The sequence below is a fragment of the Pseudomonas sp. FW300-N2A2 genome, from assembly GCF_017351735.1.
Taxonomy (GTDB): Bacteria; Pseudomonadota; Gammaproteobacteria; order Pseudomonadales; family Pseudomonadaceae; genus Aquipseudomonas; species Aquipseudomonas migulae.
Map to the genome: position 1 here is coordinate 161,324 of NZ_JACNDU010000002.1, position 22,708 is coordinate 184,031.

General features: G+C 61.8%; 20 protein-coding genes. 1 reads left to right on the top strand and 19 read right to left on the bottom strand.

Going from position 1 to position 22,708, the window contains the following annotated elements; all coding sequences use genetic code 11:
• Nucleotides 1–64: 64 nt before the first annotated feature.
• From J4E42_RS04350 to J4E42_RS04420, 15 genes are all read right to left on the bottom strand, one after another.
• The gene (locus J4E42_RS04350) at nt 65–790 is read right to left on the bottom strand and encodes a class I SAM-dependent methyltransferase (RefSeq protein ID WP_207284690.1); all 726 of its coding nucleotides are present in this window, start codon (nt 788–790) and stop codon (nt 65–67) included.
• Nucleotides 787–2,034 (bottom strand): NAD(P)/FAD-dependent oxidoreductase, encoded by a 1,248-nt coding sequence (locus tag J4E42_RS04355; RefSeq protein WP_207284691.1) that lies wholly within the window; start codon nt 2,032–2,034, stop codon nt 787–789. Before J4E42_RS04355 ends, J4E42_RS04350 begins: the two co-directional genes overlap by 4 nt.
• A complete protein-coding gene (locus J4E42_RS04360; RefSeq protein WP_207284794.1) occupies nt 2,021–3,178 on the bottom strand; it encodes a sodium:proton antiporter in 1,158 nt (385 codons plus the stop codon). The genes J4E42_RS04355 and J4E42_RS04360 overlap by 14 nt, the downstream gene beginning before the upstream one ends.
• Nucleotides 3,178–5,517, bottom strand: coding sequence for an MMPL family transporter (locus tag J4E42_RS04365; RefSeq protein WP_207284692.1), 2,340 nt, complete (start codon nt 5,515–5,517; stop codon nt 3,178–3,180). The genes J4E42_RS04360 and J4E42_RS04365 overlap by 1 nt, the downstream gene beginning before the upstream one ends.
• Entirely contained in the window at nt 5,501–6,205 is a 705-nt protein-coding gene (locus J4E42_RS04370) for an outer membrane lipoprotein carrier protein LolA (protein WP_207284693.1), read from the bottom strand. Before J4E42_RS04370 ends, J4E42_RS04365 begins: the two co-directional genes overlap by 17 nt.
• Nucleotides 6,202–6,627 carry a thioesterase family protein gene (locus J4E42_RS04375; RefSeq protein WP_207284694.1) on the bottom strand — a complete coding sequence of 142 codons (426 nt, stop codon included), beginning with the start codon at nt 6,625–6,627 and terminating at the stop codon, nt 6,202–6,204. Before J4E42_RS04375 ends, J4E42_RS04370 begins: the two co-directional genes overlap by 4 nt.
• Entirely contained in the window at nt 6,620–8,164 is a 1,545-nt protein-coding gene (gene hutH / locus J4E42_RS04380; RefSeq protein WP_008039899.1) for a histidine ammonia-lyase, read from the bottom strand. The genes J4E42_RS04375 and hutH overlap by 8 nt, the downstream gene beginning before the upstream one ends.
• Nucleotides 8,145–9,092, bottom strand: coding sequence for a glycosyl transferase (locus J4E42_RS04385; RefSeq protein ID WP_192226881.1), 948 nt, complete (start codon nt 9,090–9,092; stop codon nt 8,145–8,147). Before J4E42_RS04385 ends, hutH begins: the two co-directional genes overlap by 20 nt.
• The gene (locus J4E42_RS04390) at nt 9,089–9,823 is read right to left on the bottom strand and encodes a glycosyltransferase family 2 protein (protein ID WP_008025129.1); all 735 of its coding nucleotides are present in this window, start codon (nt 9,821–9,823) and stop codon (nt 9,089–9,091) included. Before J4E42_RS04390 ends, J4E42_RS04385 begins: the two co-directional genes overlap by 4 nt.
• A 131-nt stretch (nt 9,824–9,954) precedes the next feature.
• Nucleotides 9,955–11,637 carry an acyl-CoA synthetase family protein gene (locus tag J4E42_RS04395; protein ID WP_207284695.1) on the bottom strand — a complete coding sequence of 561 codons (1,683 nt, stop codon included), beginning with the start codon at nt 11,635–11,637 and terminating at the stop codon, nt 9,955–9,957.
• Nucleotides 11,634–12,179: a hypothetical protein gene (locus tag J4E42_RS04400; protein WP_207284696.1), complete on the bottom strand. Its 546-nt coding sequence runs from the start codon at nt 12,177–12,179 to the stop codon at nt 11,634–11,636. The genes J4E42_RS04395 and J4E42_RS04400 overlap by 4 nt, the downstream gene beginning before the upstream one ends.
• A complete protein-coding gene (locus J4E42_RS04405; RefSeq protein ID WP_008025124.1) occupies nt 12,176–12,430 on the bottom strand; it encodes an acyl carrier protein in 255 nt (84 codons plus the stop codon). Before J4E42_RS04405 ends, J4E42_RS04400 begins: the two co-directional genes overlap by 4 nt.
• Nucleotides 12,431–12,439: 9 nt before the next feature.
• Nucleotides 12,440–12,700, bottom strand: a complete 261-nt coding sequence (locus J4E42_RS04410; RefSeq protein ID WP_008025122.1) for a phosphopantetheine-binding protein — start codon at nt 12,698–12,700, stop codon at nt 12,440–12,442.
• A complete protein-coding gene (locus tag J4E42_RS04415) occupies nt 12,681–13,490 on the bottom strand; it encodes a 1-acyl-sn-glycerol-3-phosphate acyltransferase (protein WP_008025119.1) in 810 nt (269 codons plus the stop codon). Before J4E42_RS04415 ends, J4E42_RS04410 begins: the two co-directional genes overlap by 20 nt.
• Nucleotides 13,466–14,185: a beta-ketoacyl synthase chain length factor gene (locus J4E42_RS04420; protein ID WP_207284697.1), complete on the bottom strand. Its 720-nt coding sequence runs from the start codon at nt 14,183–14,185 to the stop codon at nt 13,466–13,468. Before J4E42_RS04420 ends, J4E42_RS04415 begins: the two co-directional genes overlap by 25 nt.
• A gap of 361 nt (nt 14,186–14,546) precedes the next feature.
• Between J4E42_RS04420 and J4E42_RS04425 the strand changes: the two genes are divergently transcribed.
• The gene (locus J4E42_RS04425) at nt 14,547–15,317 is read left to right on the top strand and encodes a ParA family protein (protein WP_008025116.1); all 771 of its coding nucleotides are present in this window, start codon (nt 14,547–14,549) and stop codon (nt 15,315–15,317) included.
• Between the two features lie 134 nt (nt 15,318–15,451).
• On the opposite strand, the gene trxC is transcribed toward J4E42_RS04425, so the two are convergent.
• The 4 genes from trxC to J4E42_RS04445 all read right to left on the bottom strand — a co-directional run bounded on the left by trxC (nt 15,452) and on the right by J4E42_RS04445 (nt 22,611).
• Complete coding sequence (gene trxC, locus J4E42_RS04430) at nt 15,452–15,886, bottom strand: thioredoxin TrxC (RefSeq protein WP_008042033.1); 435 nt, start codon at nt 15,884–15,886, stop codon at nt 15,452–15,454.
• 85 nt (nt 15,887–15,971) lie between these two features.
• Nucleotides 15,972–17,435 carry a protein adenylyltransferase SelO gene (gene selO / locus J4E42_RS04435; protein ID WP_207284698.1) on the bottom strand — a complete coding sequence of 488 codons (1,464 nt, stop codon included), beginning with the start codon at nt 17,433–17,435 and terminating at the stop codon, nt 15,972–15,974.
• 48 nt (nt 17,436–17,483) lie between these two features.
• Nucleotides 17,484–20,834, bottom strand: a complete 3,351-nt coding sequence (mscK, locus tag J4E42_RS04440) for a mechanosensitive channel MscK (protein WP_008042036.1) — start codon at nt 20,832–20,834, stop codon at nt 17,484–17,486.
• 34 nt (nt 20,835–20,868) lie between these two features.
• Complete coding sequence (locus tag J4E42_RS04445; protein WP_008025108.1) at nt 20,869–22,611, bottom strand: potassium/proton antiporter; 1,743 nt, start codon at nt 22,609–22,611, stop codon at nt 20,869–20,871.
• Nucleotides 22,612–22,708 lie beyond the last annotated feature (97 nt).

Genomic DNA, 22,708 nt, shown 5'->3' on the forward strand with positions numbered 1-22,708 from the left:
ACACCGCTATCGCGAGCAGGCTCGCTCCCACAGGGTGCGCCGTTTAAGCCAATGACAGTGAACATCACACAGCACCTTCAAGCGGTTTGCGCGCCACCACATTGACCAGGGTTTCTTCCCGTTGGCCGAAGGGTTTTGGCTGGCGCAGACCCCAGCGTTCAAGCAGGCCGAAATCCTTGGCGCGACTCCACCACAAGTAAGGATAAGACACGTTGTGCGGGCCGAATTCGAAACCCTGGCGACGAATCATTTCAAGGTACCCGGCGGCGCTCTTCTGCACATGCATCGGATGGCGGAACAACCAGCGGATCACCCAAGTATCAATGTAAGCCTCGGTGGATTCGGCGAACAGCAGATAACCGCCCGGCTTGAGCACACGGTAGAACTCGGCGAGCGCTTTGTCCTGTTCCACCAGATGATGGAAGGTCTGGTGACAGAACAACAGGTCGACGCTGGCATCCGGCACGGCCAGCGTGGCGCAGTCGCTGCCGATCAACTCCACGTCCATGCCCTGACGGGTGGCTTCTGCACCGCTCAGGTCGAGGCTGTGCGGGTCGGCGTCTACACCGATCAGGCGCTGTGGCGCAAAGGTCTGGCGCAGGTACTGGAACGACTTGCCCTGGCCGCAACCGGCATCCAGCAACACCGGATGGGTGGGCAACGGTTCGCTGAACAGGCTGCGCAGGTCATTGATCGCCACACGCAGCACATGGTGCTGCCAGGTGTGGCTACGCAGGAACCAGAACCCGAAGCGCGTCTCCTCGACGTAGTTGTCGCTCAAGTAGCTCATGTGGCATCCCTTGCACAGAGTTCCGACAGCATCCGCAGCCGGCGTTTCGGTTCGGCGACGAACGGATTGCGTTCATCCCAGGCGTAACCGGCGAGGATCGAACTGATCATGCGGCGGATGTCCGGCGAGCTGTCCGGATGGAAAATCACGTCCTGGAACGTCCCGGCATACCAGCCTTCAACGTAGCAGCGGAAGGTGTCGACGCCGCGCTTGAGCGGTGTGGCGAACTCGGTTTGCCAGTCGACACGTTCACCTTGCAGTTGGCGATGCAGAACACCGGCGGCCATGCTCGCCGAACGCATGGCGATGGTCACGCCGGAGGAGAACACCGGGTCAAGAAACTCCGCCGCGTTGCCCAGCAGCGCAAAGCCTGGTCCGTGCAAGGTTTTGACGTTGGCGGAGTAGCCGCCGATGGTGCGCGCCGGCGTATCCCACACCGCGTTGTTCAACACGCCGGAGAGGCTTGGCGTCTCGGCAATGAAACCGCGCAGGCAATCGTCCAGGTTCTCGGCACGACCGGCAAAATGCTCCGCCGCCGCGACCACGCCCACCGAGCAGCGGCCGTTGCTGAACGGGATGGTCCAGAACCAGACATCGCGTTTGGTTGGATGCGTGGTGACGAGGATTTTCGTGCGGTCGAAACCCGGGTGGTCGATGTGGTCTTCGACGTGGGTGAATACCGCCTGGCGCACCGGGAAATTCGAGGGTGCCTCAAGGTCGAGCAGGCGCGGCAGGACGCGGCCGTAGCCGCTGGCATCGAGCATGAAATCAGCCTCGACGCGGTACTCGCTGCCATCCTCGCGCTGCACGCCGAGCAGCGGTTTTTCCCGCTCGATATCGACGCTGACGATCGCTTCGCCATAGCGGATTTCCGCGCCTTGCAGCGCGGCTTGATCGGCCAGCAGTTTGTCGAAATCGGCGCGCTGGACTTGAAACGTGGTCGGCTTGCCGTTGCTGAAGGTGTCGCCGAAATCGAAGGCGCTGTACTGCTCGCCCCAGGCGAACGCCGCACCGGTTTTCAGCTGGAAACCTGCAGCGTTAACCGCCTCGAGCATGCCGGCTTCTTCGACGAAATCCAGGCAGTGCGACAGCAGGCTTTCGCCGATGGAGAACCGTGGGAAATGCTGGCGTTCGATCACTAACACATCGTGGCCCTTGCGCTTGAGCAGCGCGGCGGCGATGGCGCCCGATGGACCGGCGCCGATGATCACTACCTGACGACGTTCCATTTCAACGATTGGCATGGGGGCTCCTTGCCGGGACGGCAGCTTTCAAAGGGATTCGGTGCATGCCGGCCAATGCCGGCAGCAATGTCGCGATAAGACCCATCAGCATCAGCGCAAAGTACAGCGGCGGGCTGATGAGCTGTTGTTGCAGCAGCAGGTTGAGAAAGACGATCTCGCTCAAGCCGCGAATATTGAGCAGCACACTTTCGCGCCAGCGACTGGCGCTCGCAAACGAAGCGCCGGCCCAGCCAAGTCCCAGCCAGTTGCCCAGCAGTTTGCTGGCAATCGGGAACAGCAGCAGCGCAGCCAGTTGCGCCCAGCTCAGGCTGTCCATGGCGCTGTGGACGTTGATCTGCACGATGCCGAACGTCAGGATCAACGGGATCGCGATCCAGGTCTGCAGGCGATTCATCCACGCCGCCGGCATTGGCAGCACCAGCGGCACCTTCAGCGCGGCCATGCACAACAAGTAACCGATGCCGACAATCAGCGCATTGAGCTTGTAGTGCTCGGCCACCACCAGCAACGCGAAGAAACACCCGCTGTAGAGTCGTGGCTGGCGCAAGCCGAGTACCCGCAGCAGCAAGGGCACACATGCGCAGACCAAGGGCAGCAGCAAACTGCTCAGGTGCAGGCTGCCTTGGGCGATGGCGAACACGGTCCAGCACGTGAGGTCGATGAGGATCGCGGTTTGCACCAGGCGCCGGGTCGCGGCGACCGGGTAATCGATATGCCGAAGGTACAGGTACAACACCGGAATCGCGGTAATGGCGAACAGCAGGCCGACCGCCAAAGAGCTGATCCACGGTTGTGGCGGCAGCAGCCAGATCGCTGTCGCGAGCCCGCCGGCGAACGGAATGCAGAAACTCGGCAGGGCGATTTTCAGGCTCTGGCGGTCCAGGCGCAGGTCGATCACGTCGCTGAGGATGTAGCCCAGCAACAGCGCGAAACTCAGGCTGTAGAGGTTTTTCAGCCAGATCGGAGCGACCAGCGTTGCGCCGCTCAAGTGCCATTGAGGTTCGATCCAGAAGTACATCAGCAGCGGCAAACCGACGGTGGCCAGCAACAATTGGCTGACGATCGGGATCAAACCGAAGTGGCGCCCGACACGCGTGGCCACGGCGAACAGCGCCAGGGCCATTGCCCAGAACAACACGACCATCACGCTGCCGACTCCGCGACCGTGGCCGCTTGCACGTGCCGTCCGGCCCACGGCGCGAGGATGAAGCTGAACGCCAGGCCGAGGCTCACCGACAACCCGAAGTTGCTCACCGCTGGCGTGCTGGACACGGCCAGCAATCCGAACGACAGCCACGTGGTCAACGCCGCCAGCAAGGTGCCCAGCAGGCTGACGGCGGCGCCGCCGACCTGTTCGCGCATGAGGATCGCGTAATCGACGCTGATCGCCGTCACCAGCAGCAGGCCGAACAGGCTGAACAACGTCAGCGGCTGTCCGAGCCAGCCGAGACTGGCGAGGCTGCACAGCGCCGCCAGCAACGGCAGGGCGACGATGCGCAAGGCGCCGCCAAGGCCGAACGGCAGGATCAGCACCAGTACAATCAGCACGCAGGAGGCGAGTTTCAGTTCCGCAGCGCTGATCTGGGTTTTGGCGAACACGTTATTCAATTCGCCCAGACGATCCACCAGTTCCACCCCCGGCAGATCCAGCGCTTGCACCCGCAGCAGTGCAGGGTTGTTCAGGCCTTGCAGGCTGACCATCGCCGCCACGCCGTCCTCGGTCGGGCCCAGCCACAGCGTGCGATAGGGTTCGGCCAGCGGACCGGTCAGTGCGCTGTCGATGTCTTCGACCGGCAGGGCCTGCAACTTCGCCAACTCGGTTTTCAGTGCTTCGACCGGCACGCCGACGTCGAGCAGCGGTTGCCAGAACGCCGGCAACTTGTTCAGCGCTTCGCGCACTTGCCGTTGTTCGCTAGGCTGGCTGACCAGTTGATTCAGCGATAGATAGCCTTGAAGTTTGTTCAGATTGACCAGCTGATCCAGCCGCTCGCTCAACGCGGTTTGGCGTTCGAGCAATGCTTGTTGATTGGCCGCTCGCACCAGGAAGAACTGGCTGGTGGGTTGGTAGCCGGTGATGCGCGCAATGGTCTGGGCTTCGTCGGTCAATTGCTGCGGTGCGCCGACCCATTGGCGAATATCGTTTTTGGTATCGAGCTGCAACAGACCGCCCACGCAGAAGGCAATCAGCAGCGCCAGCAGCACGGGCGTACGGGCGATTTTCAACAGCCTTTCGCGCAGTGCCAGCAAATACTCGGCGACGCGCAATGGCCATTGCGCCGGGCGCAAATCCGAACCCTTGAGCAGCGCAGGCAACAGGCACACCGCAGACAGGTAGGCGCCGAGCAGGCCGGCGGCGGAGAACACGGCGATCTGGGTCAGGGCCGGGAACGGGGTCCAGGCCAGCGCGAGGTAACCGATGCAGCTGGTGATCAGGCTCAGCGTCAGCCCCGGCAAGGTCAGGCGCAACGCCGGCCAGCTGTGCCAGGGTTTCAGGCTCCAGCTCTTGGACAAATAGTGCAGCGGGTAATCGACCGCGACGCCGATCAGGCTGGAGCCGAGCACCAGCGTCATCACATGCATATGGCCGAACAGCGCCACGCACGCCACCGCGCCAAACAGCATGCCCACCAGCACCGGGACGAACGCCAGCAATACGCGCAAACGGCGGAAGGCCAGCAACAACAGCAACAGAATGCCGACAGTGGCACCGCCGCCGACCCAGGTTATCTCGCGTGTGGCTTGCCGCTGCCCGTTGGCCGCGTAGAGCAAACCGCTGGCGGCCAGCAGTTGCACGTCAGCCTGGGCCGCTTCTTCACGGCTGTGCTTGAGCAGATCGGCCACTTGCAGCGGCAGGTTCATGTCGAAAGCATTGCCGGTGGTGCGCGCCCGCAGCAACACCCAGCTCTTGCCGTCGGCATCGGCAACCAGTGCGCCGCTGCCGATGTCCAGTTGCACCGAACCGTGTTGCGGCTGGCTGTTCTGGATGCGCCCGGTCAGGCCCAGCCAGTCATCCTGGCTCGGCACCAGGCTGAAACCGGTGAATGGGTCGAACAATGCCTGCACCCGTTGCTGGATGAACGCGTCGGGATGCTCGATCAATTGCTGGCGATCCGCTGCCGAGAGCATCGCCAACCGGCCTTGCAGCAGTTGCGTGCGCAGCGCCGGCAAGTCGGCTTGCAGGGTCCACTGGACCTTTTCGAACAAACCGCTGGCCTGCCATTGCTCGCCCAGTTTCTGCGCCATGGCGACGGCTTGCTGGCGATCGGTGTGACCGACCAGCACCAGCATTTCGCGGTTCAGCGGTTCTTGCATGCGTTGTTCGGCGCGCAGTTCCAGCGCGTCCGGCGCCGTGCCCGGCACCAGTTCCATCAGGTTGGCCGACAGCGGCGCGCCGTCCCGCCATTGCCAACCGGCGAGCGCGAGCACCGCCAGCAGCAGGATCAGAAACAGCCGTGGAAGCGTACGTTCACTCGGCAAAGTCATGTTGCTCCGCGTCGCTCAACGGTTGGGTGCTGGTGCTGTCCTGCATCCGCAGCAAGGTGCTGTCACCCTGGGTTTCCAGCAGCTCGATGGTGTTCACCAATTCGCCGCCGGTGATGTTGATCTGATTGAACACCTGCTTGAGCAGCAGCGAGCGCGGGGTCAGCGTCAGTTTCCAGTTCTGCGCCTCACCGCTCAGCGACAGTTCGAAGTCCCGTTGCAGCCCGCTGCTGTCGCCTTGCAGCACGGCGAGGAACAAGCGGTTCTGCTCGGCGCCGGCACTCTTGCCGGGCAGCATTTGCCAGCCGCTGGCGTCACGTCGCGCAATGCCTTTGCCGGTGATGCGGTAATCCTGTTGCAGCGGCGTTTTCAGCAACCACAGCAGGCCGTGGTTTTTCGCGAGTACGAAGGTGCCTTTGCTGGTCAGCGGCTGGGGCAGGGCGCGCAGGTGTTTTTCCTGGATGAAGTGGCCGTGGATCACATCGGGTTTGGCCAGTTGATCGCTGAGCTGTTGCAGATCGAAGGCATGGGCCAGGCCTGGAATGCCCAGCAACAGGCACAACACTGTAGGAGCGAGCTTGCTCGCGAAAAACCTGAGAGCGCCGCGGAGTGTCAGGTGTCCCGCGTCATCGTTAACGAGCATCGCCGGCAAGCCGGCTCCCACAGGGGAGCGGGGGTGGCAGAAAATCATGACAGGGCCCTTGCGACGGCGTCGGTGAAGATTTTGGGTGAGGCCAATTGCATCTCACGGCTGCTCATGTCGACTGCGACCTGCACCGAGACGGCGCGGGTCAAGCGTTCGCCGGTTTCCAGGTCGCTGATCAGGTAGTTGATCTTCAGCCGGTTCTCCCACTCCACCAGATTGGCGCGCACGTTCAGCTTTTGGCCAAACACGGCACCACGCACATAGCGCAATTGCAGGTCGATCACCGGCCAGGCATAGCCCGACTCGGACATGGCCGTGTAGTTGTGGCCGATTTTATCCAGCAGCGCACAACGGGCGATTTCCAGGTATTTGACGTAATGGCCGTGCCAGACCACGTTCATGCTGTCGACGTCAAAGAACGGCACGAGGATTTCCGTATCAGTGTGAAGCACTCCCTTGCTACGCATGCAGCCTCCAGTGTTGCTCGGCAATCCGTTTCAGGCACAGGCGCAATTCGCCTTCCAGCGCGCGGTCTTCGATGACCGGCGGGAAGTCCTTGGCCAGCTCTTCATGCATGGCAGCAAGGGCCGGCGGCAACGGGCGCGCGTCCTCGGCCTTGCTGCGCAGCCACACGCCTTGATTGGCGGCGAGCAGTGTGGCAGCGGCGACCTGTTCGGTCAGCTCCAGCACACGAATGGCATCGCGGGCAGCGATGGTGCCCATGCTCACCTTGTCCTGGTTGTGGCATTCGGTGGAGCGTGAAAACACGCTGGCCGGCATGGTGTTTTTCAGCGCCTCGGCGGTCCAGGCGCTGGTGCCGATCTGCACGGCTTTGAAGCCGTGGTTGAGCATCGCTCGATCTGCCGTGGCGCCGGAAAGGTTGCTCGGCAAGCCATGGTTGTAACGCTCGTCCACCAGCAACGCGAGTTGACGGTCGAGCAGGTCGGCCACGTTGGCCACCAGGTTTTTCAGGCTGTCCATGGCGAACGCGATGTGGCCGCCGTAGAAATGCCCGCCGTGCAGCACGCGCTCGGCTTCGGCGTCGATGATCGGGTTGTCGTTGGCGCTGTTGAGTTCGATCTCGATGAACGAACGCAGCCAGTTCAGGCTGTCGGCCAAGACGCCGAGCACGTGCGGCGCGCAGCGCAGGGAATATCGGTCTTGCAGGCGATGCAGCGGTGCGGTCGGCGCGTCGATCGCCAGATCCTTGCGCAGCCACGCGGCGACCTGCATTTGCCCCGGATGCGGTTTGGTGGCGAACAGGCGCTCGTCGAAGTGCTCGGGATTGCCTTGCAGCGCAACCACGTTCAGCGCGGTGATGCGCGTTGCCAGTTGCAGCAGGTAATCGGCGCGGGCATAGGCCAGGCAAGCGAGGCCGGTCATGACGGCGGTGCCGTTCATCAGCGCGAGGGCTTCTTTGGGGCGCAGCACCAGCGGCTCCCAACCGAGTTCGCGGTGCACATCGGCGGCCTGGCGGCGTTCGCCACGGAACATCACTTCGCGTTCGCCGGACAGGGTCGCCGCGACGTAGGACAGCGGCGTCAGATCACCACTGGCGCCCACTGAACCTTCTTCCGGGATCAGCGGCAAGATGTCGTGTTCAAGGAATGCTTGCAGGCGTTCCAGCAGCTCGATGCGAACCCCCGACACGCCGTGGCACAGCGACTGCAAGCGTGCAGCCAGCACCGCGCGGGTGGCTTGGGCGTCGAGCAGTTTGCCCAGGCCGCAACCGTGGAACGTGTACAGATGACGCGGCAACGCTTCGACGTGATGCAGCGGCACCGCGACCACGCAGGAATCGCCGTAACCGGTGGTCACGCCATAAATCACGCCTTCCTTGTCCAGCAGGGAATCGAGGAATCGTGCGCCCTTGGCGATGCGCTCGCGGTACGCAGGGTCAGCCTGCAACTGCGTCGGCACCTGACGGTTGGCCAGGGCCAGCACGTCTTCGATGCGCAAAGGGAGTTCGCCGAAGGTTACCGGCTCAAGCGTTGGCGTCGTCATCGGTCTTCCAGAAAGGGTAAAAGTTGAACCATTGTTGAGGTGCTTCAAGGCAATAGTGACCCAGGCGCTCGGCGTAGCGGGTCGCCCACTGATGAATGACCTGCTCGCGGTCGCTGCGCTTCCAGGTGATCGCGTCGGCGAACGGTTCGAGGGTCAGTCGATAATCGCCGTCGGGTTTTTTCAGGCACAGCATCAGGTTGACCGGGCATTTCAACAGGCCGGCCAACAACCACGGCCCCTGCGGAAATTTTGCCGGATGGCCTAGGAAATCCACGGTCACGCTGCGACCGCCGTGCAACGGCACGCGATCACCGGCAATCGCCAGCCATTCGCCGCGCTCCAGGCGCTCGTGCAGTTGCAGCATGATCACCGGGTCCAGTTCGCTGACCTGGATCAGCCGCAGATTGGTGGCCCCGGCTTCGCCCAGCAGACGATTGAACTGCTCGGCGTGCTTGGTGTGCACCAGCACGTTCATCGTGACCTTTTCGCCGATCTCCGCCAGCGCGCGGCAGACTTCGAGATTGCCCAGGTGTGCGCCCACCAGCAGTTGCCCGCGGCTGCCGCGCAACTGATTACGCAGCAACGCCGGGTCGACGATTTCGATCTGCTCGATGCTCAACTTGCCGTTCCACACGTCGAGTTTGTCGAGCATCGAATCAGCGAAGGCCATGAACTGACCGAATACCCGCCAATGGGTCGGGCGCAATTCAGTGCGAGCGCTCCAGTCGGCGAGGCGTTGCTGGTATTGCCAGGCACTGCGGCGGGCGCTGCGACCGAACAGGAAAAAGTACAGAACGATGCCGTACAACAGCGGGCTCAACAGTCGGCGGCCAAGGACTTTGGCGCCGAACGCGGTGAGCTTCATCAGCCAGAAGCTGCCGCGCTCCTCGCGGTCGGCCCAATGCTTTTTGTCGACGTTGCTGCTCATGCTCGCCACCGCCGCCAGAGAATCACCGGCGCCCGCAGCAACATGCCGAAGAACAACCGGGTGTGCATGCTCGAAATCAGCACATTGTCGTGGAACATGCGGAAATGCGAGACGCCGTCCAGGGGGTAATGCACCTTGGTGGGCAGCCACTGCATCGGCTGATTGCGCCAGGACAGGCGCACCAGAATGTCCGAGTCGAAGTCCATGCGCTTGCCGACTTTGGCCGATTCGATCACGGCCAGGGTCGGTGACAATGGATAGACGCGGAAACCGCACATGGAATCGCGAATCTGCAACGACAAGGTGTTGATCCACACCATCACGTGCGTCAGGTAACGAGCGTACAACCGACCTTTCGGCACACTGGCGTCGTATTGCGGATAGCCGCAGATCACTTCGCGCGGATGGGTGCGTGAGTGCTCGATGAACGTCGCGACGTCTTGCAGGTCGTGTTGACCGTCGGCGTCCACCTGCAAGGCGTGGCTGAAGCCCAGGCGTGAGGCTTCGCGCAGACCGGTCATGACAGCGCCACCCTTGCCCTGGTTGGCGGCGAGGCGGATCAGGTAGACCATCTCGCGCTCAGCCAGGCGATCGAGCACCTTGGCGCAGGCCGGGCTGCTGGCATCGTCCACCAGAATGCACGGCAGGCCGCAGGTGATCAGGGCGTCGACCACCGTGGTGATGGCGGTTTCGTGGTTGTAGACGGGCACAACGGCGCAGGGGTTATGCATGTTGGGTTACACCCACAAGACCGAGTTGCCTGCATCGCGAGCAGGCTCGCTCCCACACTAGATTCGTGCGCGACGCAGACACCCTGTGGGAGCGAGCCTGCTCGCGATTGAGTGCGCAGCACTCACCAAATTTATGCATCACTCGAAGCCTCCAGCAAAATCCGCCCGCTGGAACACGTGGCGGTCTCGTTGCGATAGGCGAAATACAACTTGCTGCGTACCGGGTCGAAACGCAGGTGTAACTGGATTTCATCGCCGGGGCGCACCAGTTGCTGGAACTTCAGTACTTCCATGCCGGCGAATTTTTCCGGCAGGTTCATCAGTTGCTGGCCAAGGCTCAACGCCCAATCCACTTGCACCACGCCGGGCAATACCGGCGCCTGAGGGAAATGGCCGCTGAAGTAGGCGAGGTCCGGTGGCACCGCCAGTTGCAGGCTCCATTCGCCATCGGCTTCGACCTGCTCCAGCACTTGCGGTGCCTTCGGACGCGGCGCCAGCAACTGCGCCTCGACGTCGGCCTGAGGCAGTTTGCCCTGAGCGTTCAGCGGCAACTGCCGCAGTAAACGCCAGCGTCGAGGCAAGGCAAGGGCTTCGCAATGCTGGCTCAGGTGTTGGCGCAATGCCTGAGTGAGGGTGCGTCGCCCTTGATTGCGCAAGGCATGCAAACCTTGCTCGCTCAGCACCAGCAATGCACCCAGTGATGCGCGATTTTCCTGAACTACGCCCAGGCGCGCTTCGGCGACCCAGTCGTGGGCCATCAGCGCGTGTTCCAGCATCGGCAAGGAGATACGTTTTTCTTCCAGTTTGACGATCCGGTCCAGACGGCCCAGCAATTCGAAGCGGCCATCGGCAGCGATTCGCGCGGCATCCGCGGTGTGTTCAATATGGCCGGGCGGCAGGTACGGCGAGGCAATGAGCAGCGCGCCATCGCTGTCCTGGCTCAATTCGATACCGGCAAACGGCTGCCACAAATCAAGTCCCTGGCGCCAGGCAATGCCGCCGGTTTCCGAGCTGCCGAAGATTTCCGTCGGCCACTGTTGCAGGCGTTGCTGCAGGCTTTGCGCCGCCTCGGCCGGCAATGCGCCGCCCGAGGAAAACACCCGACGAACCGCGCTCAAGGCCGGCCAGTCGAGGTTGTCGCCCATGCGCTTGAGCAGCGCCGGGCTGGCGACCCAGGCGAAGGCCGGGTGTTCGCGGCTGGCGCGCTGCAAATCTTCCGGAAAGGCCAGTTGCTTGCGCACGAACGAGCGCCCGGCACACAGCGGCCACAACACCCGAAACAGCAAACCGTAGATGTGTTGGGTGGCGACGCTGCCGATGATGCAGGCTTCAGCCAGATCGGCGCCCCAGAGGTGTTCCAGGGCTTCGACTTCATTGGCCAGTTGGCGCAGGTTTTTGTCGATGCGTTTGGGCGCGCCACTGGAGCCGGAGGTGCACAGGCTAAGCGTGCAGCGATCCAGGTCCAGCGCTGCTGCACTTAGCGGCGCATGGCGATAGTCGCTCAACTGAGCGTCATCGGCCTGATCCGTCAGCCACAGATCGACTTCACTCGACCAGCGTTGGCGCGTCTGGGGTTGCAGGTCGGCAGGCAGCAACACGCTGACCCCGGCCCGCCAGGCGCCAAGCAGGGCAATTGCCAGGTCGGCGGCGTCTTCCAGATGCACGGCAATGCGCTGCACACCCTGCGCTTGCAGGCCGGCGGCCAGGCTCAGGGCCTGTTCGCACAATTGTGCGTGATTCAGCACCGGCCCGGCCGTTACGGCGCGTTCCGGCTGAGCCTTGAGCAACAGGTGCTCAAGTTTTATCCAATTCATGGGTGGCCTCGTACCCGTTGTCGTATGAGCCATTCAATGGCAAACATCAGGCCGATCAATCCATAGGAGATCAGGCCGGTGTACAACATCCACCAACTCAGCGGCGCCCAGAGGGTCAGGGCGGCGGCGCAGAAACCGTTGCAAAGAAAAAACCAGCACCAGGCAATGGTGACCTGGCGGGTGTAGCGAATGGCCTTGGCCGGCAAGCGTGGTTCACGCAAGCGGGCCAGGCGCTCGATCATCGGCGGGCCGAGTTTCAGGCTCAACCCGAACAGCACCAGCATGAAGCCGCTGATCAGCACGGGGTACCAGCGCAGCATGGCGGGGCTGTCGAACAGTGCGAGCAACAGGCAAAACACGATGGCGACGATGGCCATCCACAGGCTCCCTGGTCGCCGCACGCCCGTCACCGCTCGCGCCAGCCACAGGCTGCCCAGCAGCAGGCCGAACTGCCACGGGGCGAAATGCTCCATGCCGAAATACACCGCGAAAGGGTACAGCAGCCCCGCGAGCAGCAGGCCGAGGCCGATCAGTCGACTCATGCGGCCGGCTGAACCAGACGGTAGACCGCCTCGACGACGTCGCTGACGGTACGCACCGATTTGAATTCTTCGGCGGCGATTTTCTTGCCGGTCTGGCGTTTGATGTGATCGATCAGGTCGACCGCGTCAATGCTGTCGATTTCCAGGTCCTGGTACAGGTTGGAGTCGAGGCTGACACGTTCTGGATCCAGCTCGAAGAGTTCGACCAAGGCATCGCGCAAGGTGTTGAAAATGTCGTCACGAGTTTGCATGGTCCGGTCTCAAGCTGCCTGTTTTGCAGTGACGAACGCCGCAAGGCTCGCCACGTTGCTGAAGTGATTGCGGGTGTCCTTGGCGTCGGCATCGATTTTGATGCCGTACTTTTTCTGGATCGCCAGGCCGAGTTCCAGGGCGTCGACGGAGTCCAGGCCCAGGCCTTCACCGAACAGCGTCTGGTCATTGCCGATGTCTTCGACGCTGATGTCTTCGAGGCCAAGGGCGTCGATGATCAACAGTTTTATTTCACGGTGCAGATCGCTCATCTTCGGCGAGCTCCTTAATAAAGTAGTGATGCAGGTAATCATTGAGCTTGCGCGAGGCTTGAGGCGCCGGGCCTTGTGCAGCGAAGGCCTGTGGGTCTATATCGGCCCCGACACGGAAACTGAAGTGCACGCGACGTTTAGGGATCCGATACCAGGGTTCAGCCTTGGTCAAAGTGGTCGGGCTGACCTTGATGACCACCGGTGTGAGAATTTTCGCACCGCGCAGTGCGATCGACGCCGCACCCCGATGGAAGGCGGGTGCTTCGCCGGGCTGGGTGCGGGTGCCTTCGGGGAAAATGATCAGGGTCTGACCGCTTTTCAGCGCGTCGGCCGCGGCGTCGAGCATGTCCATGCTGCCGTCGTTGCTGATGTATTCGGTGCAGCGTAACGGGCCACGGGTGAAGGGGTTTTCCCACAGGCTGCTTTTGACCACGCAGTTGGAATGGCGCACCAGGCCGATCAGGAACACCACGTCGATCAGCGACGGGTGATTGGCGATGATCATTTGCCCGGGGCGGCCGAGTTTTTCCGCGCCCTCGATGTCGTAGGTCAGCACGCCGGTGCGGGCCATGAACCGGACGAAAAACCAGAAACAGCGGCTGACGGTTTGCCGCGCACGCAAGCGGTGCGTCTGCGCATCGCCGGGCAGACAGCCCAGCACCGGGAATACCACCAGGCGCAGGCAAAGCCCGCCCAATCCGAAGAGGGTGAAGCTTGCGGCGGTGGCCAGCAAACGCCAGTAATAGGCGTCGCGGTTTTTTTCGGTTACCGATTGCGTTGCCAGTTCCATACACGATTTTTCCAGGCATGTTGGCAGGTGGTCTGCTGGCCCAGCAGGGTACGCAAGAGATTCAGGGCATGGGGCCAGTGGGCTTTGGACAACTCATCCGAAGTGCTGTTCAAGGACAGTTGCCAGTCATTGCCCGGTGTGAGCAACAAAGCCACCGCGTAGGGAAAGGGTACGTCGTCGATCCAGGTCGAATAGGCTTCGGGTGGCTGCTCTTCGGTGACCACCAGCAGGACGGCGGGCGCTCCTTCGCCAAGCAGCGCCGCAGCCTCTAGCATGCCGTGTTCAAGGCCATCGCCGGCCGCAGCCAGCGCGGTCATTTCGCTGGTTTCGCCGCGCATGATCGACCACAGGCCGATGACTGCGTTGTGCACAGACAGGCTGAACTGAGTCGGCGACAGGGGCTGATCGGCGGCCAGATCGCTGAGGATTTCGAAGGTGCGCGGGGTTTCGCCGTGGCGGGAAATAAAGACCAACGGTAGGTCAGGGCGACCATCGGCCAACGGCCAGCCGACACTGAACGCCATCCGCGCCAGACGGCTGAGCCGCCGCCGTTGCATGGCCGGCAGAAACGAGACGTCGGGGGCGGCATCGCAGCTTGGCAGCACGACCGGTTGTCGGCTCCAGGCCTGCCAATCGTCCACGCTTTCGAGCCCAGGGGCCCACGCGCGCCATTGGGCGATGTTGAAGTTGATCACAGATGTTCATCCCGCCCCTGCGGGCTTTCTTGACGCGGCAAGTCGCAAAATCGGCGATTCACCTGACGTGACGCTGAGCGTCGAGTGGCGCGCATTATCCCGTTGCGGCGAGCGCGTAGCAAATGCTGGTTACATTTTGCTCAACGAAATGTACCGATTGGTTCGTGAAAAGCTGTCGTTTGGCCATTATTCACATCGGTGGACGGACGTCTGTCGGCGCCGAGAGCATTTTTCCGGACGAGAAGGCGGCTTTTTCGGTGAGTGTTTGCACCTGACTGCGTAGTCCCTGTGCCGGCGAGGTAGCTAAGCGACGCCGTGGACTACTACACTCGGTCATTCTTTGATACACGGAGGTTTTGACATGCGGCGCGTGGTATTCAATCAGAAAGGCGGCGTAGGCAAATCCAGCATTGCCTGCAATCTGGCGGCGGTCAGTGCCAGCGAGGGCTATCGTACCCTGTTGGTGGATCTTGATGCTCAGGCCAATTCGACCCAGTACCTCACCGGGCTCACCGGTAATGACATTCCGATGGGGATTGCCGACTTCTTCAAGCAAACGCTGTCTTCAGGCCCGTTTTCGAAGAAAAACCAGGTCGATATCTACGAAACCCCTTTCGACAACCTCCACGTCATCACCGCCACCGCCGAACTGGCGGACTTGCAGCCCAAGCTTGAGGCGAAACACAAGATCAACAAGCTGCGCAAACTGCTCGACGAGCTGGCCGAAGATTACGACCGGATCTACCTCGATACGCCGCCAGCGCTAAATTTTTATGCGGTTTCTGCCTTGATTGCCGCCGATCGTGTGCTGATCCCCTTCGACTGCGACAGTTTCTCGCGACAGGCACTGTACGGCTTGCTGGCGGAAATCGAAGAATTGAAGGATGACCACAACGAAGGGCTGGAGGTCGAGGGTATCGTCGTCAACCAGTTCCAGGCCCGCGCCAGCCTGCCCCAGCAAATCCTCGACGAGTTGATTGCCGAAGGGCTGCCCGTGCTGCCGGTGTACCTGGGCACTTCGGTGCGCATGCGCGAATCGCATCAGGCCAACACGCCGCTGATCCACCTCGACCCACGGCACAAGCTGACCCAGCAATTCGTCGAGCTGCATAGCCTGCTCGAAAACGCCTGATCTTCCCGGCACCACCGAGCCCCTGTAGGAGCGAGACCGGCTTGCCGGCGATAGCGTTTTGTCATTCAACATTGATGTCGGCTGACACTCCGCCATCGCGAGCAGGCTCGCTCCCACAGTGATTGGTGGTGCTACTAAATCCCCTGGCTACGCAACCAGCTCATCAACTGCGGCAACGGAAACGCCCCGCTCTGGCGTGCCACTTCCCGGCCGTTCTTGAATAGAATCAGGCTCGGAATCGAGCGAATCCCCAACTGCGCCGACAACTGCTGATTCGCCTCGCTGTCCAGCTTGGCCAGCCTGCATTTGCCCGCCAACTGACTGGCTGCCTGCTCAAACACCGGCGCAAAAGACTTGCACGGCCCGCACCAGTCCGCCCACACGTCCACCAGCAACGGCAGATCGCCCTTGATCTGACTGGCGTAATCACCTTGTTTCAATTCAAAAGGCTTGCTCAGCAAGACCTCGGCTTTGCAGCGCCCGCATTTCGGCTGATCGCCGAGGCGCTCGGCGGGGATGCGGTTGAGGCCGTTGCAGTGGGGGCAGGGGATGAGGAGTGGTTCGGACATAATCGGGCTCTGAATAAATGGGTAATCAGTGAAGCTGATCTGGAGTCGAAGTCGGTGGTTATCAAGGCGACATTCCGTAAGTCACTCAAGAGGAACAACTGATCTCCAAATGCTTCCCCCACTCCGGCGGCCGTTCGGCGTAACCCTCCATCCCCGGTTGCTCCTCGAACGGATTGCTCAGCACCGCATGCAGCCGGCGAACCTCTGAATAGTCGCCGCTCTCCGCCGCGTCGATGGCTTTCTGCGCCAGGTAGTTGCGCAGGATGTAGAGCGGATTGACCGCGTGCATCCGTTGGCGGCGTTGTTGCTGGTTAACTTCACCTTCGCGGGCAACACGGGCGACATAGCGTTCTGCCCAGGCATCAAAGCCCTTGATGTCGACGAAGTCGTCGCGCAAGCGGGCGACGGCCAGCTCGGGTGACTCGTCGCCGAGGCGGCGGAAGAACAGGCTGTAATCGACGCCGCTGTTCTGCATCAGTTGCAGCAGCTGTTCCAGCAGTTTCTGGTCATCGTCTTCAGCGGTGGTGAAGCCGAGGCGACGGCGCATCAGGTCCAGGTAATGGGCCTGGAACAGCGGCAGGTACAGGCCGAGGGTTTCGCGCAGGGCTTCGACGCTGATGAACGGCGTCAGCGCCTGGGCCAGCGCGCTGAGATTCCACTGGCCGATCGGCACCTGGTTGCTGAAGGAATAACGGCCCTGATCATCGGAGTGGTTGCAGATGAAGTTGGCGTCGAAGTCATCGAGGAAGGCGAACGGGCCGAAGTCGAAGGTGATGCCGAGGATCGACATGTTGTCGGTGTTCATCACGCCGTGGCAGAAGCCATAAGCCTGCCATTTGGCGATCAGCTCGGCATTGCGCTCGACGACTTCGCGGAACATCGCCAGGTACGGTTCTGGCTGTTCGAGGCATTCCGGGAAGTGCATGGCCAGCACGTGCTCGCCGAGTTCTTTCTGCTTTTCGGGGCGTTTGGTGTAGTAGAAATACTCGAAATGCCCGAAGCGCACATGGCTCGGTGACAGGCGCAGGATCATGGCTGCGCGTTCCTGTTTTTCGCGCCACACCGGCGTGTCGGAGCCGATCACGCACAACGCACGGGTGGTCGGGATGTTCAGGGCATGCAGCGCTTCGGACGCAAGAAACTCGCGGATCGACGAACGCAGCACCGCACGGCCATCGCCCATGCGCGAAAAAGGCGTCTGGCCGGCGCCCTTGAGGTGCAGGTCCCAATGCTCGCCGGCCTCGTTGTAGACCTCGCCCAGCAGCAGTCCGCGACCGTCGCCCAGCTGTGGGTTGTAGGAGCCGAACTGATGCCCGGAATACACCATCGCCCGCGGAATTGCATCGGCCCACAGCTTGTGGCCGCTGAACAGCTCGGCGAACTCCGGGGTTTCGGCCTCGGCCGGATCAAGGTCGAGCAGCGCCATGGCGGCAGGGCTCGCGACGACCAGGCGCGGGTTGTCGATAGGCTCGGGCAGTACGTGGGCAGAAAATGTATCGCCCAGGCGATCGAAGCGATTATCGAAGGTCAGTTCGTCGAGGGCTTTCACCGGCCATCTCCAGCAGAATGTCCGAGCATTCTGCTAGGGATAGGGCGGTTAGTCGAGTTTGGCGGGCGGCGGCTCTTGCAGCGGTTTGCCGTCGGCCATCGGCACGATGGTTTTGGCTTCCGGCTCGATGGGCACCATTTTGTATTCCTGGCCGTGCAGGTTCTTCAGGTAAACCTCCATCTGCCGGAACGAAATGTTGATGTGCTGCTTCTTGAACTCGCGGTTGATGAAGCGGTTGACCTCATCGAGTACCGGGTTGCGGTCGCCGAGGTCACGCACATGCATGCGCAGCTCGTGGTCGAGGGTGCTTTCGCCGAAGTTCAGGAAGTACACGTGCGGCTCCGGATCCTTCAGCACGCGCGGGTTGTCCCGGGCGGCTTTGAGCAGCAGTTCTTTCACCAGGTCCAGGTCCGAACCGTAATCGACGCCGAGCTTCAAGGTCACCCGGGTAATGGTGTCGGTCAGCGACCAGTTGATCAGTTGCCCGGTGATGAACGTCTTGTTCGGGACGATGATGTCCTTGCGGTCGAAGTCGGTGATGGTCGTGGCGCGGATGCGGATCTTGCTGACCGTGCCCGACAGGTTGCCGATGGTGATCGTGTCGCCGATCCGCACCGGGCGTTCGAACAGGATCATGATCCCGGAGATGAAGTTCGCAAAAATCTCCTGCATCCCGAAGCCAAGTCCCACCGAAAGCGCCGCCACCAGCCACTGCAACTTGTCCCAGCTCACGCCGAGCGTGGACAGGGTCGAGACGAAACCGATGCCGGCGATCACGTAAGACAGCAGCGTGGTCGTGGCGTAGGCGCTGCCCTGCGCCAGGTTCAGCTTCGACAATACGAACACTTCCAGCAGCCCTGGCAAGTTGCGCGCGAGGGCGAAGGTGATGCCGATGATGATCAGCGCCCCCAGCATGTCACCGATGCTGATCGGCACCATGCTCATGTTGGCGCCGGTGCCGCTGGTGTATTCGTAGAGGGTGATGTTGTCGAGGTACGAGAACACCGAAATCAGATCGGACCAGACCCAGTACAGCGCAGCGATGAAGCCGCCGAGCAGCGCCAGGCGAATCAGGCGCAACGACTGCTCGTTGACCTTCTCGATGTCCAGGGTCGGCTCTTCGATCACCGCTTCGCCATCGCCGGCCTCTTTCGCTGCCTGGCGTTTGGCCAGGGCGCGCTGGTACGCGAGACGGCGTGCCGCAACGCTCAGGCCGCGGACGAACGTGGCTTCGATCACCAGCCAGAACATCAGCAGGTAAAGCGTGTTGATCAAGCGGTCGCTGAGCTTCAGCGCGGTGTAGTAGTAGCCGAAGCACACCGCCACGAACAACGCGACAGGCAGGACGGTGAACATGACCCCGACCGCTTTGCGGAACAACGAGGCGTTTTCGTGCGTCGGGCTGCTGATCAGCAATCGACTGAGCAGCCAGGTCATCAAGGCGTAGCAGATCAGTACGACCGGCATGCCCAGCACGTCATCGGCCAGCCCCGCCGGTTGCAGCTCGGCAACGGCCACCACCGCAACCAACGCCATGACCACCAGCCCGAGACGGCGGACCCAGCCCTGGAGGAATTCGACCTGAGGCTTTTCCCAGCGGAAATGCAGTTCGGCGACGCCGCCCGGCGCGAGGATCCGGTAGGCGGTGTAGAACACCAGCCAGGCCTGAGCCATTTGCAGCAGCGCCGCGCCCATGTTGGCGTTCTGCCCCCGAGCGTCGATTTGCAGGGCCAGGCCACACAGGGCCAGGCCCAGCGCAACCGGCAATGCCAGCAGAATATTGACCAGAATCGCCTGCGGCGTGTGCAACTGGCTGTCACGTTTGAAGTGGCCGATGTCCTGGTGAACCTTGTTCAGTCGGGCATACAGGCTTTTGCGCCGCCACAGCAGGGCGCCGATCACCAGTACCAGCGGGAGAAACAGCAGCGGTCGCTGAGTCAGGCCGTCAATCAATTCACTCACGCTCGACGCCAGCGGCAGGGTCGCCACCTGGCGTTGCAGACGTTCCGGCACGCCGCGCATCCATTCAAGATCGAGCGGCTTGTTGCTGGGAATCCAGAACATCTGTTCGTCGAGGGTCGCCCGCAGGCTTTGCGCGGTGCTGAGCAGTTGTTTCTGATTGAGTTGCAGCGTGATCGATTCGTTGAGCACCGCGCTGAGTTCGCGGTTCAGCCGCTCCAGCAGGTCGGCGCGGGTCGTGGCCAGTTCCAGCAGGCTCTTGCGCAGTTGCGGGGTGACTTGCTCGGGCGGCTGAGTCGACAGCAGGTTGTCGACATAGGTCGCCGGGTTGCTGAGCAATTCCCGTTGCTGACTGACTTCGAACTGATACAGGCGGATGTCGGCGATCTGGTCGGCCAGGTCGCGGTCGACCTTGAGGCGCGGCAGGCCCTGTTTCTGTTTGTAGAGGATTTTCGACAGCAGCAGGCTGCCCTTGAGCACACTGATTTGCTCGTCGAGGGCCGAATCGCTCTGGGTTACGTTGTCGAGTTGCTGCTTGGTTTGCAGGTTCTGCTGGGTGACTTCGTTGAGACGGTCGGTGCTCTTGAGCAGGTAGTCCGAAAGCTTCAGGTTTGCCGCACTTTCGGTGGCCAGCAGGGCGCTGCCGCCGGACTTCTGCGCTTCGATAGACTGCTGCGTCACCGTCTCCTGGGACTGGGCCAGGCGTTTCTGGTTGATCAGGTTTTGCAGCTCCTGGATTTCGCGATCCAGGCGGTCGGATTTTTCCGAGAGCAAGTCATGCTGGCTGTTGCCCAGGTCCTGCAACTGGCTGTTGCCGGCCAGTTCCTGGCGACGTAGCGGGATCAGTGCATTCAGTGCCGCGAGTTCGGCATTGAGCAGGTCGCGCTGTTCGCTGCTCAAGGTCTTACCGTTGTCTTTGCCGGCCTTGAGGATGTTATTGATCTGCTGGATGCGCGTCTGGCTGGTGGAAATTTCAGCCTGGGCACGCTCAGGGCGGGTCTGGGCGGTAATGACCAGGCTGTTCGCATCGGCGAGGGCTTTCTGCATATCACTTTGCTGGGTCGCGCGCTCGGTCAGCATCTGCTCGAGCTGCTGCACGGATTCTTTGCCATAGCGTTGCGCCACAGGGATGACGCTGCTGGCTTTGAGGCGCGTCAGCTCGCGCTGGTTCTCGATGTTCTGCTTGGGCGCGGTAGCGAGTTGCTGCTTCAGATCGGCCAGCTTGCGCTCGTAATCACGCTTGTTGTTGAGCTGAGTCAGCGTGCTTTGCAGCAACGTTTGCAGAGCTTTCTGATCGGCTTCCGGCAGTTTGCGGTCGGCGATCTTGTCCAGGCTCGCCTGCACGGCTTCGCTGGACGGTGGTTCCGCCGCTTGCAGTGTGCCGACAGACAGACTCAAGCCCAGCAGGGCCATGATGAAAAAGGTGCGCAGGGTTGACATAGAGACCGATCGAAAACGAGACGAAGAATGAAGTTTAGAGGAAGAGTCCCGGACCCGGGCGACTTCCTTCGGGGAATCTGACGCCCACTTTGCCGATCTTGTTCCCTTCCATGACCGCGACGGTCCAGATGGTGTTGTTCCATTCCACCTGGTCACCCACGACTGGCGCACCGCCTACTTTGTGAGCAATGAAGCTGGCCAGAGTCATATCCGGATCGATGCCTTCGACTTTCAACCCGTACAGGGCAGCAACCGCCGCCAGCTGGGCATCTCCTTCGAGTACGAAGTCGCCGAAGAAGCGCAAATCGAGGCCTCGTTGAGGCGCCTGGCTAAACAGTTTTCCAAGGGCCGGCAGGTTGTGTTCGTGGCCGATCACGCAGAGCAAATCATCGACTTCGAGCACCGTACTACCCGACGGATGGAGCAGTTGCTGGCCACGAAACAGTGCGGCGATGCGTGTGCCTTCGGGCATTTTCAGTTCGCGAAGGGGCGAACCGATGCACCATTTTTCGGCACCGAGGCGATAAACGAACAGCTCCCACTCGCTGGTGACATGCACTTCCAGGGCTGAGCGCGAGATCGGCGCAGGTTCCGGTGGCACCGTCACCTTTAACAGTTTGGCGATCCACGGCAGGCTCGTCCCCTGTACCAGCAGCGACACCAGCACAATAAAGAAGGCGAGGTTGAAGTAGAGCTGGGCGTTGGGCAGACCGGCCATCAGCGGGAACACCGCCAGAATGATCGGGACCGCGCCGCGCAGGCCGACCCAGGAAATGAAGGCTTTCTCTCGACCGTGGAAGGCCTTGAAGGGCAGCAGGCCGACCAGCACCGACAGTGGCCGTGCAAACAGGATCATCCACAGCGCCAGGCCCAGCGCAGGCAAGGCGATCGGCAGCAAGTCGTGCGGCGTGACCAGCAGGCCCAGCACCAGGAACATGCCGATCTGCGCCAGCCACGCCATGCCGTCGAGCATGTGCAGAATGCCGTGGCGGCTGCGTACCGGACGGTTGCCGATCACCAGGCCGCACAGGTAAACCGCGAGGAAACCGCTGCCGTGCAGGGCGTTGGTCAGGGCGAACACCACCAGGCCGCCGGCGATCACCAGAATCGGATAGAGGCCGGTGGCCAGATTGATCCGGTTGACCAGTTGCAGCATCAGCCAGCCGCCACCGAGCCCGATCACGCCGCCGATGCCGAACTCGCGCAGCAGGTGGGTCAGCAGGCTCCAGTGCAGGCCGGTCTGGCCGCTGGCGAGCATGTCGATCAGGGTGACGGTGAGGAACACCGCCATCGGGTCGTTGCTGCCGGATTCGATTTCGAGACTGGCGGTGACCCGTTCGTTCAAGCCTTTGCCGCCGAGCAGCGAGAACACCGCCGCAGCATCCGTGGAGCCGACGATGGCGCCGATCAGCAGGCCCTGAATCAGGTTCAGATCGAACAGCCAGGCCGCGGCCATGCCGGTCAGCCCGGTGGTGATCAACACCCCGACCGTGGCCAGCGACAGCGCCGGCCATAACGCCACACGAAAACTCGACACCCTGGTGCGCAAACCGCCGTCGAGCAGGATCACCGCCAGTGCAAGGTTGCCGACCAGATAGGCCGTTGGGTAGTTATCGAAAATAATCCCGCCGCCATCGACGCCGGCGGCCATGCCCACGGCCAGGATGATCACCAGAATCGGGATGCCGAGGCGGGACGAAAGTGAGCTCACCAGAATGCTCGCACCTACCAGCAACGCGCCGATCAAGAACAGGCTGTTGATGGTCGTCGCATTCAAAGGCAATACTCCAGAAAGCTGAAAGGCGGGCACACACTGACCATGCAGTCTGCGTGCCAGCGATTCTAACCTGTTGAAATGTGATGCTGTCAAAAAG

What these genes read in the sequence shown, in the direction of transcription:
- J4E42_RS04350 (WP_207284690.1), bottom strand. Translation starts at nt 790, where the DNA reads ATGAGCTACTTGAGCGACAACTACGTCGAGGAGACGCGCTTCGGGTTC.
- J4E42_RS04355 (WP_207284691.1), bottom strand. Translation starts at nt 2,034, where the DNA reads ATGCCAATCGTTGAAATGGAACGTCGTCAGGTAGTGATCATCGGCGCC.
- J4E42_RS04360 (WP_207284794.1), bottom strand. Translation starts at nt 3,178, where the DNA reads ATGGTCGTGTTGTTCTGGGCAATGGCCCTGGCGCTGTTCGCCGTGGCC.
- J4E42_RS04365 (WP_207284692.1), bottom strand. Translation starts at nt 5,517, where the DNA reads ATGACTTTGCCGAGTGAACGTACGCTTCCACGGCTGTTTCTGATCCTG.
- J4E42_RS04370 (WP_207284693.1), bottom strand. Translation starts at nt 6,205, where the DNA reads ATGATTTTCTGCCACCCCCGCTCCCCTGTGGGAGCCGGCTTGCCGGCG.
- J4E42_RS04375 (WP_207284694.1), bottom strand. Translation starts at nt 6,627, where the DNA reads ATGCGTAGCAAGGGAGTGCTTCACACTGATACGGAAATCCTCGTGCCG.
- hutH (WP_008039899.1), bottom strand. Translation starts at nt 8,164, where the DNA reads ATGACGACGCCAACGCTTGAGCCGGTAACCTTCGGCGAACTCCCTTTG.
- J4E42_RS04385 (WP_192226881.1), bottom strand. Translation starts at nt 9,092, where the DNA reads ATGAGCAGCAACGTCGACAAAAAGCATTGGGCCGACCGCGAGGAGCGC.
- J4E42_RS04390 (WP_008025129.1), bottom strand. Translation starts at nt 9,823, where the DNA reads ATGCATAACCCCTGCGCCGTTGTGCCCGTCTACAACCACGAAACCGCC.
- J4E42_RS04395 (WP_207284695.1), bottom strand. Translation starts at nt 11,637, where the DNA reads ATGAATTGGATAAAACTTGAGCACCTGTTGCTCAAGGCTCAGCCGGAA.
- J4E42_RS04400 (WP_207284696.1), bottom strand. Translation starts at nt 12,179, where the DNA reads ATGAGTCGACTGATCGGCCTCGGCCTGCTGCTCGCGGGGCTGCTGTAC.
- J4E42_RS04405 (WP_008025124.1), bottom strand. Translation starts at nt 12,430, where the DNA reads ATGCAAACTCGTGACGACATTTTCAACACCTTGCGCGATGCCTTGGTC.
- J4E42_RS04410 (WP_008025122.1), bottom strand. Translation starts at nt 12,700, where the DNA reads ATGAGCGATCTGCACCGTGAAATAAAACTGTTGATCATCGACGCCCTT.
- J4E42_RS04415 (WP_008025119.1), bottom strand. Translation starts at nt 13,490, where the DNA reads ATGGAACTGGCAACGCAATCGGTAACCGAAAAAAACCGCGACGCCTAT.
- J4E42_RS04425 (WP_008025116.1), top strand. Translation starts at nt 14,547, where the DNA reads ATGCGGCGCGTGGTATTCAATCAGAAAGGCGGCGTAGGCAAATCCAGC.
- trxC (WP_008042033.1), bottom strand. Translation starts at nt 15,886, where the DNA reads ATGTCCGAACCACTCCTCATCCCCTGCCCCCACTGCAACGGCCTCAAC.
- mscK (WP_008042036.1), bottom strand. Translation starts at nt 20,834, where the DNA reads ATGTCAACCCTGCGCACCTTTTTCATCATGGCCCTGCTGGGCTTGAGT.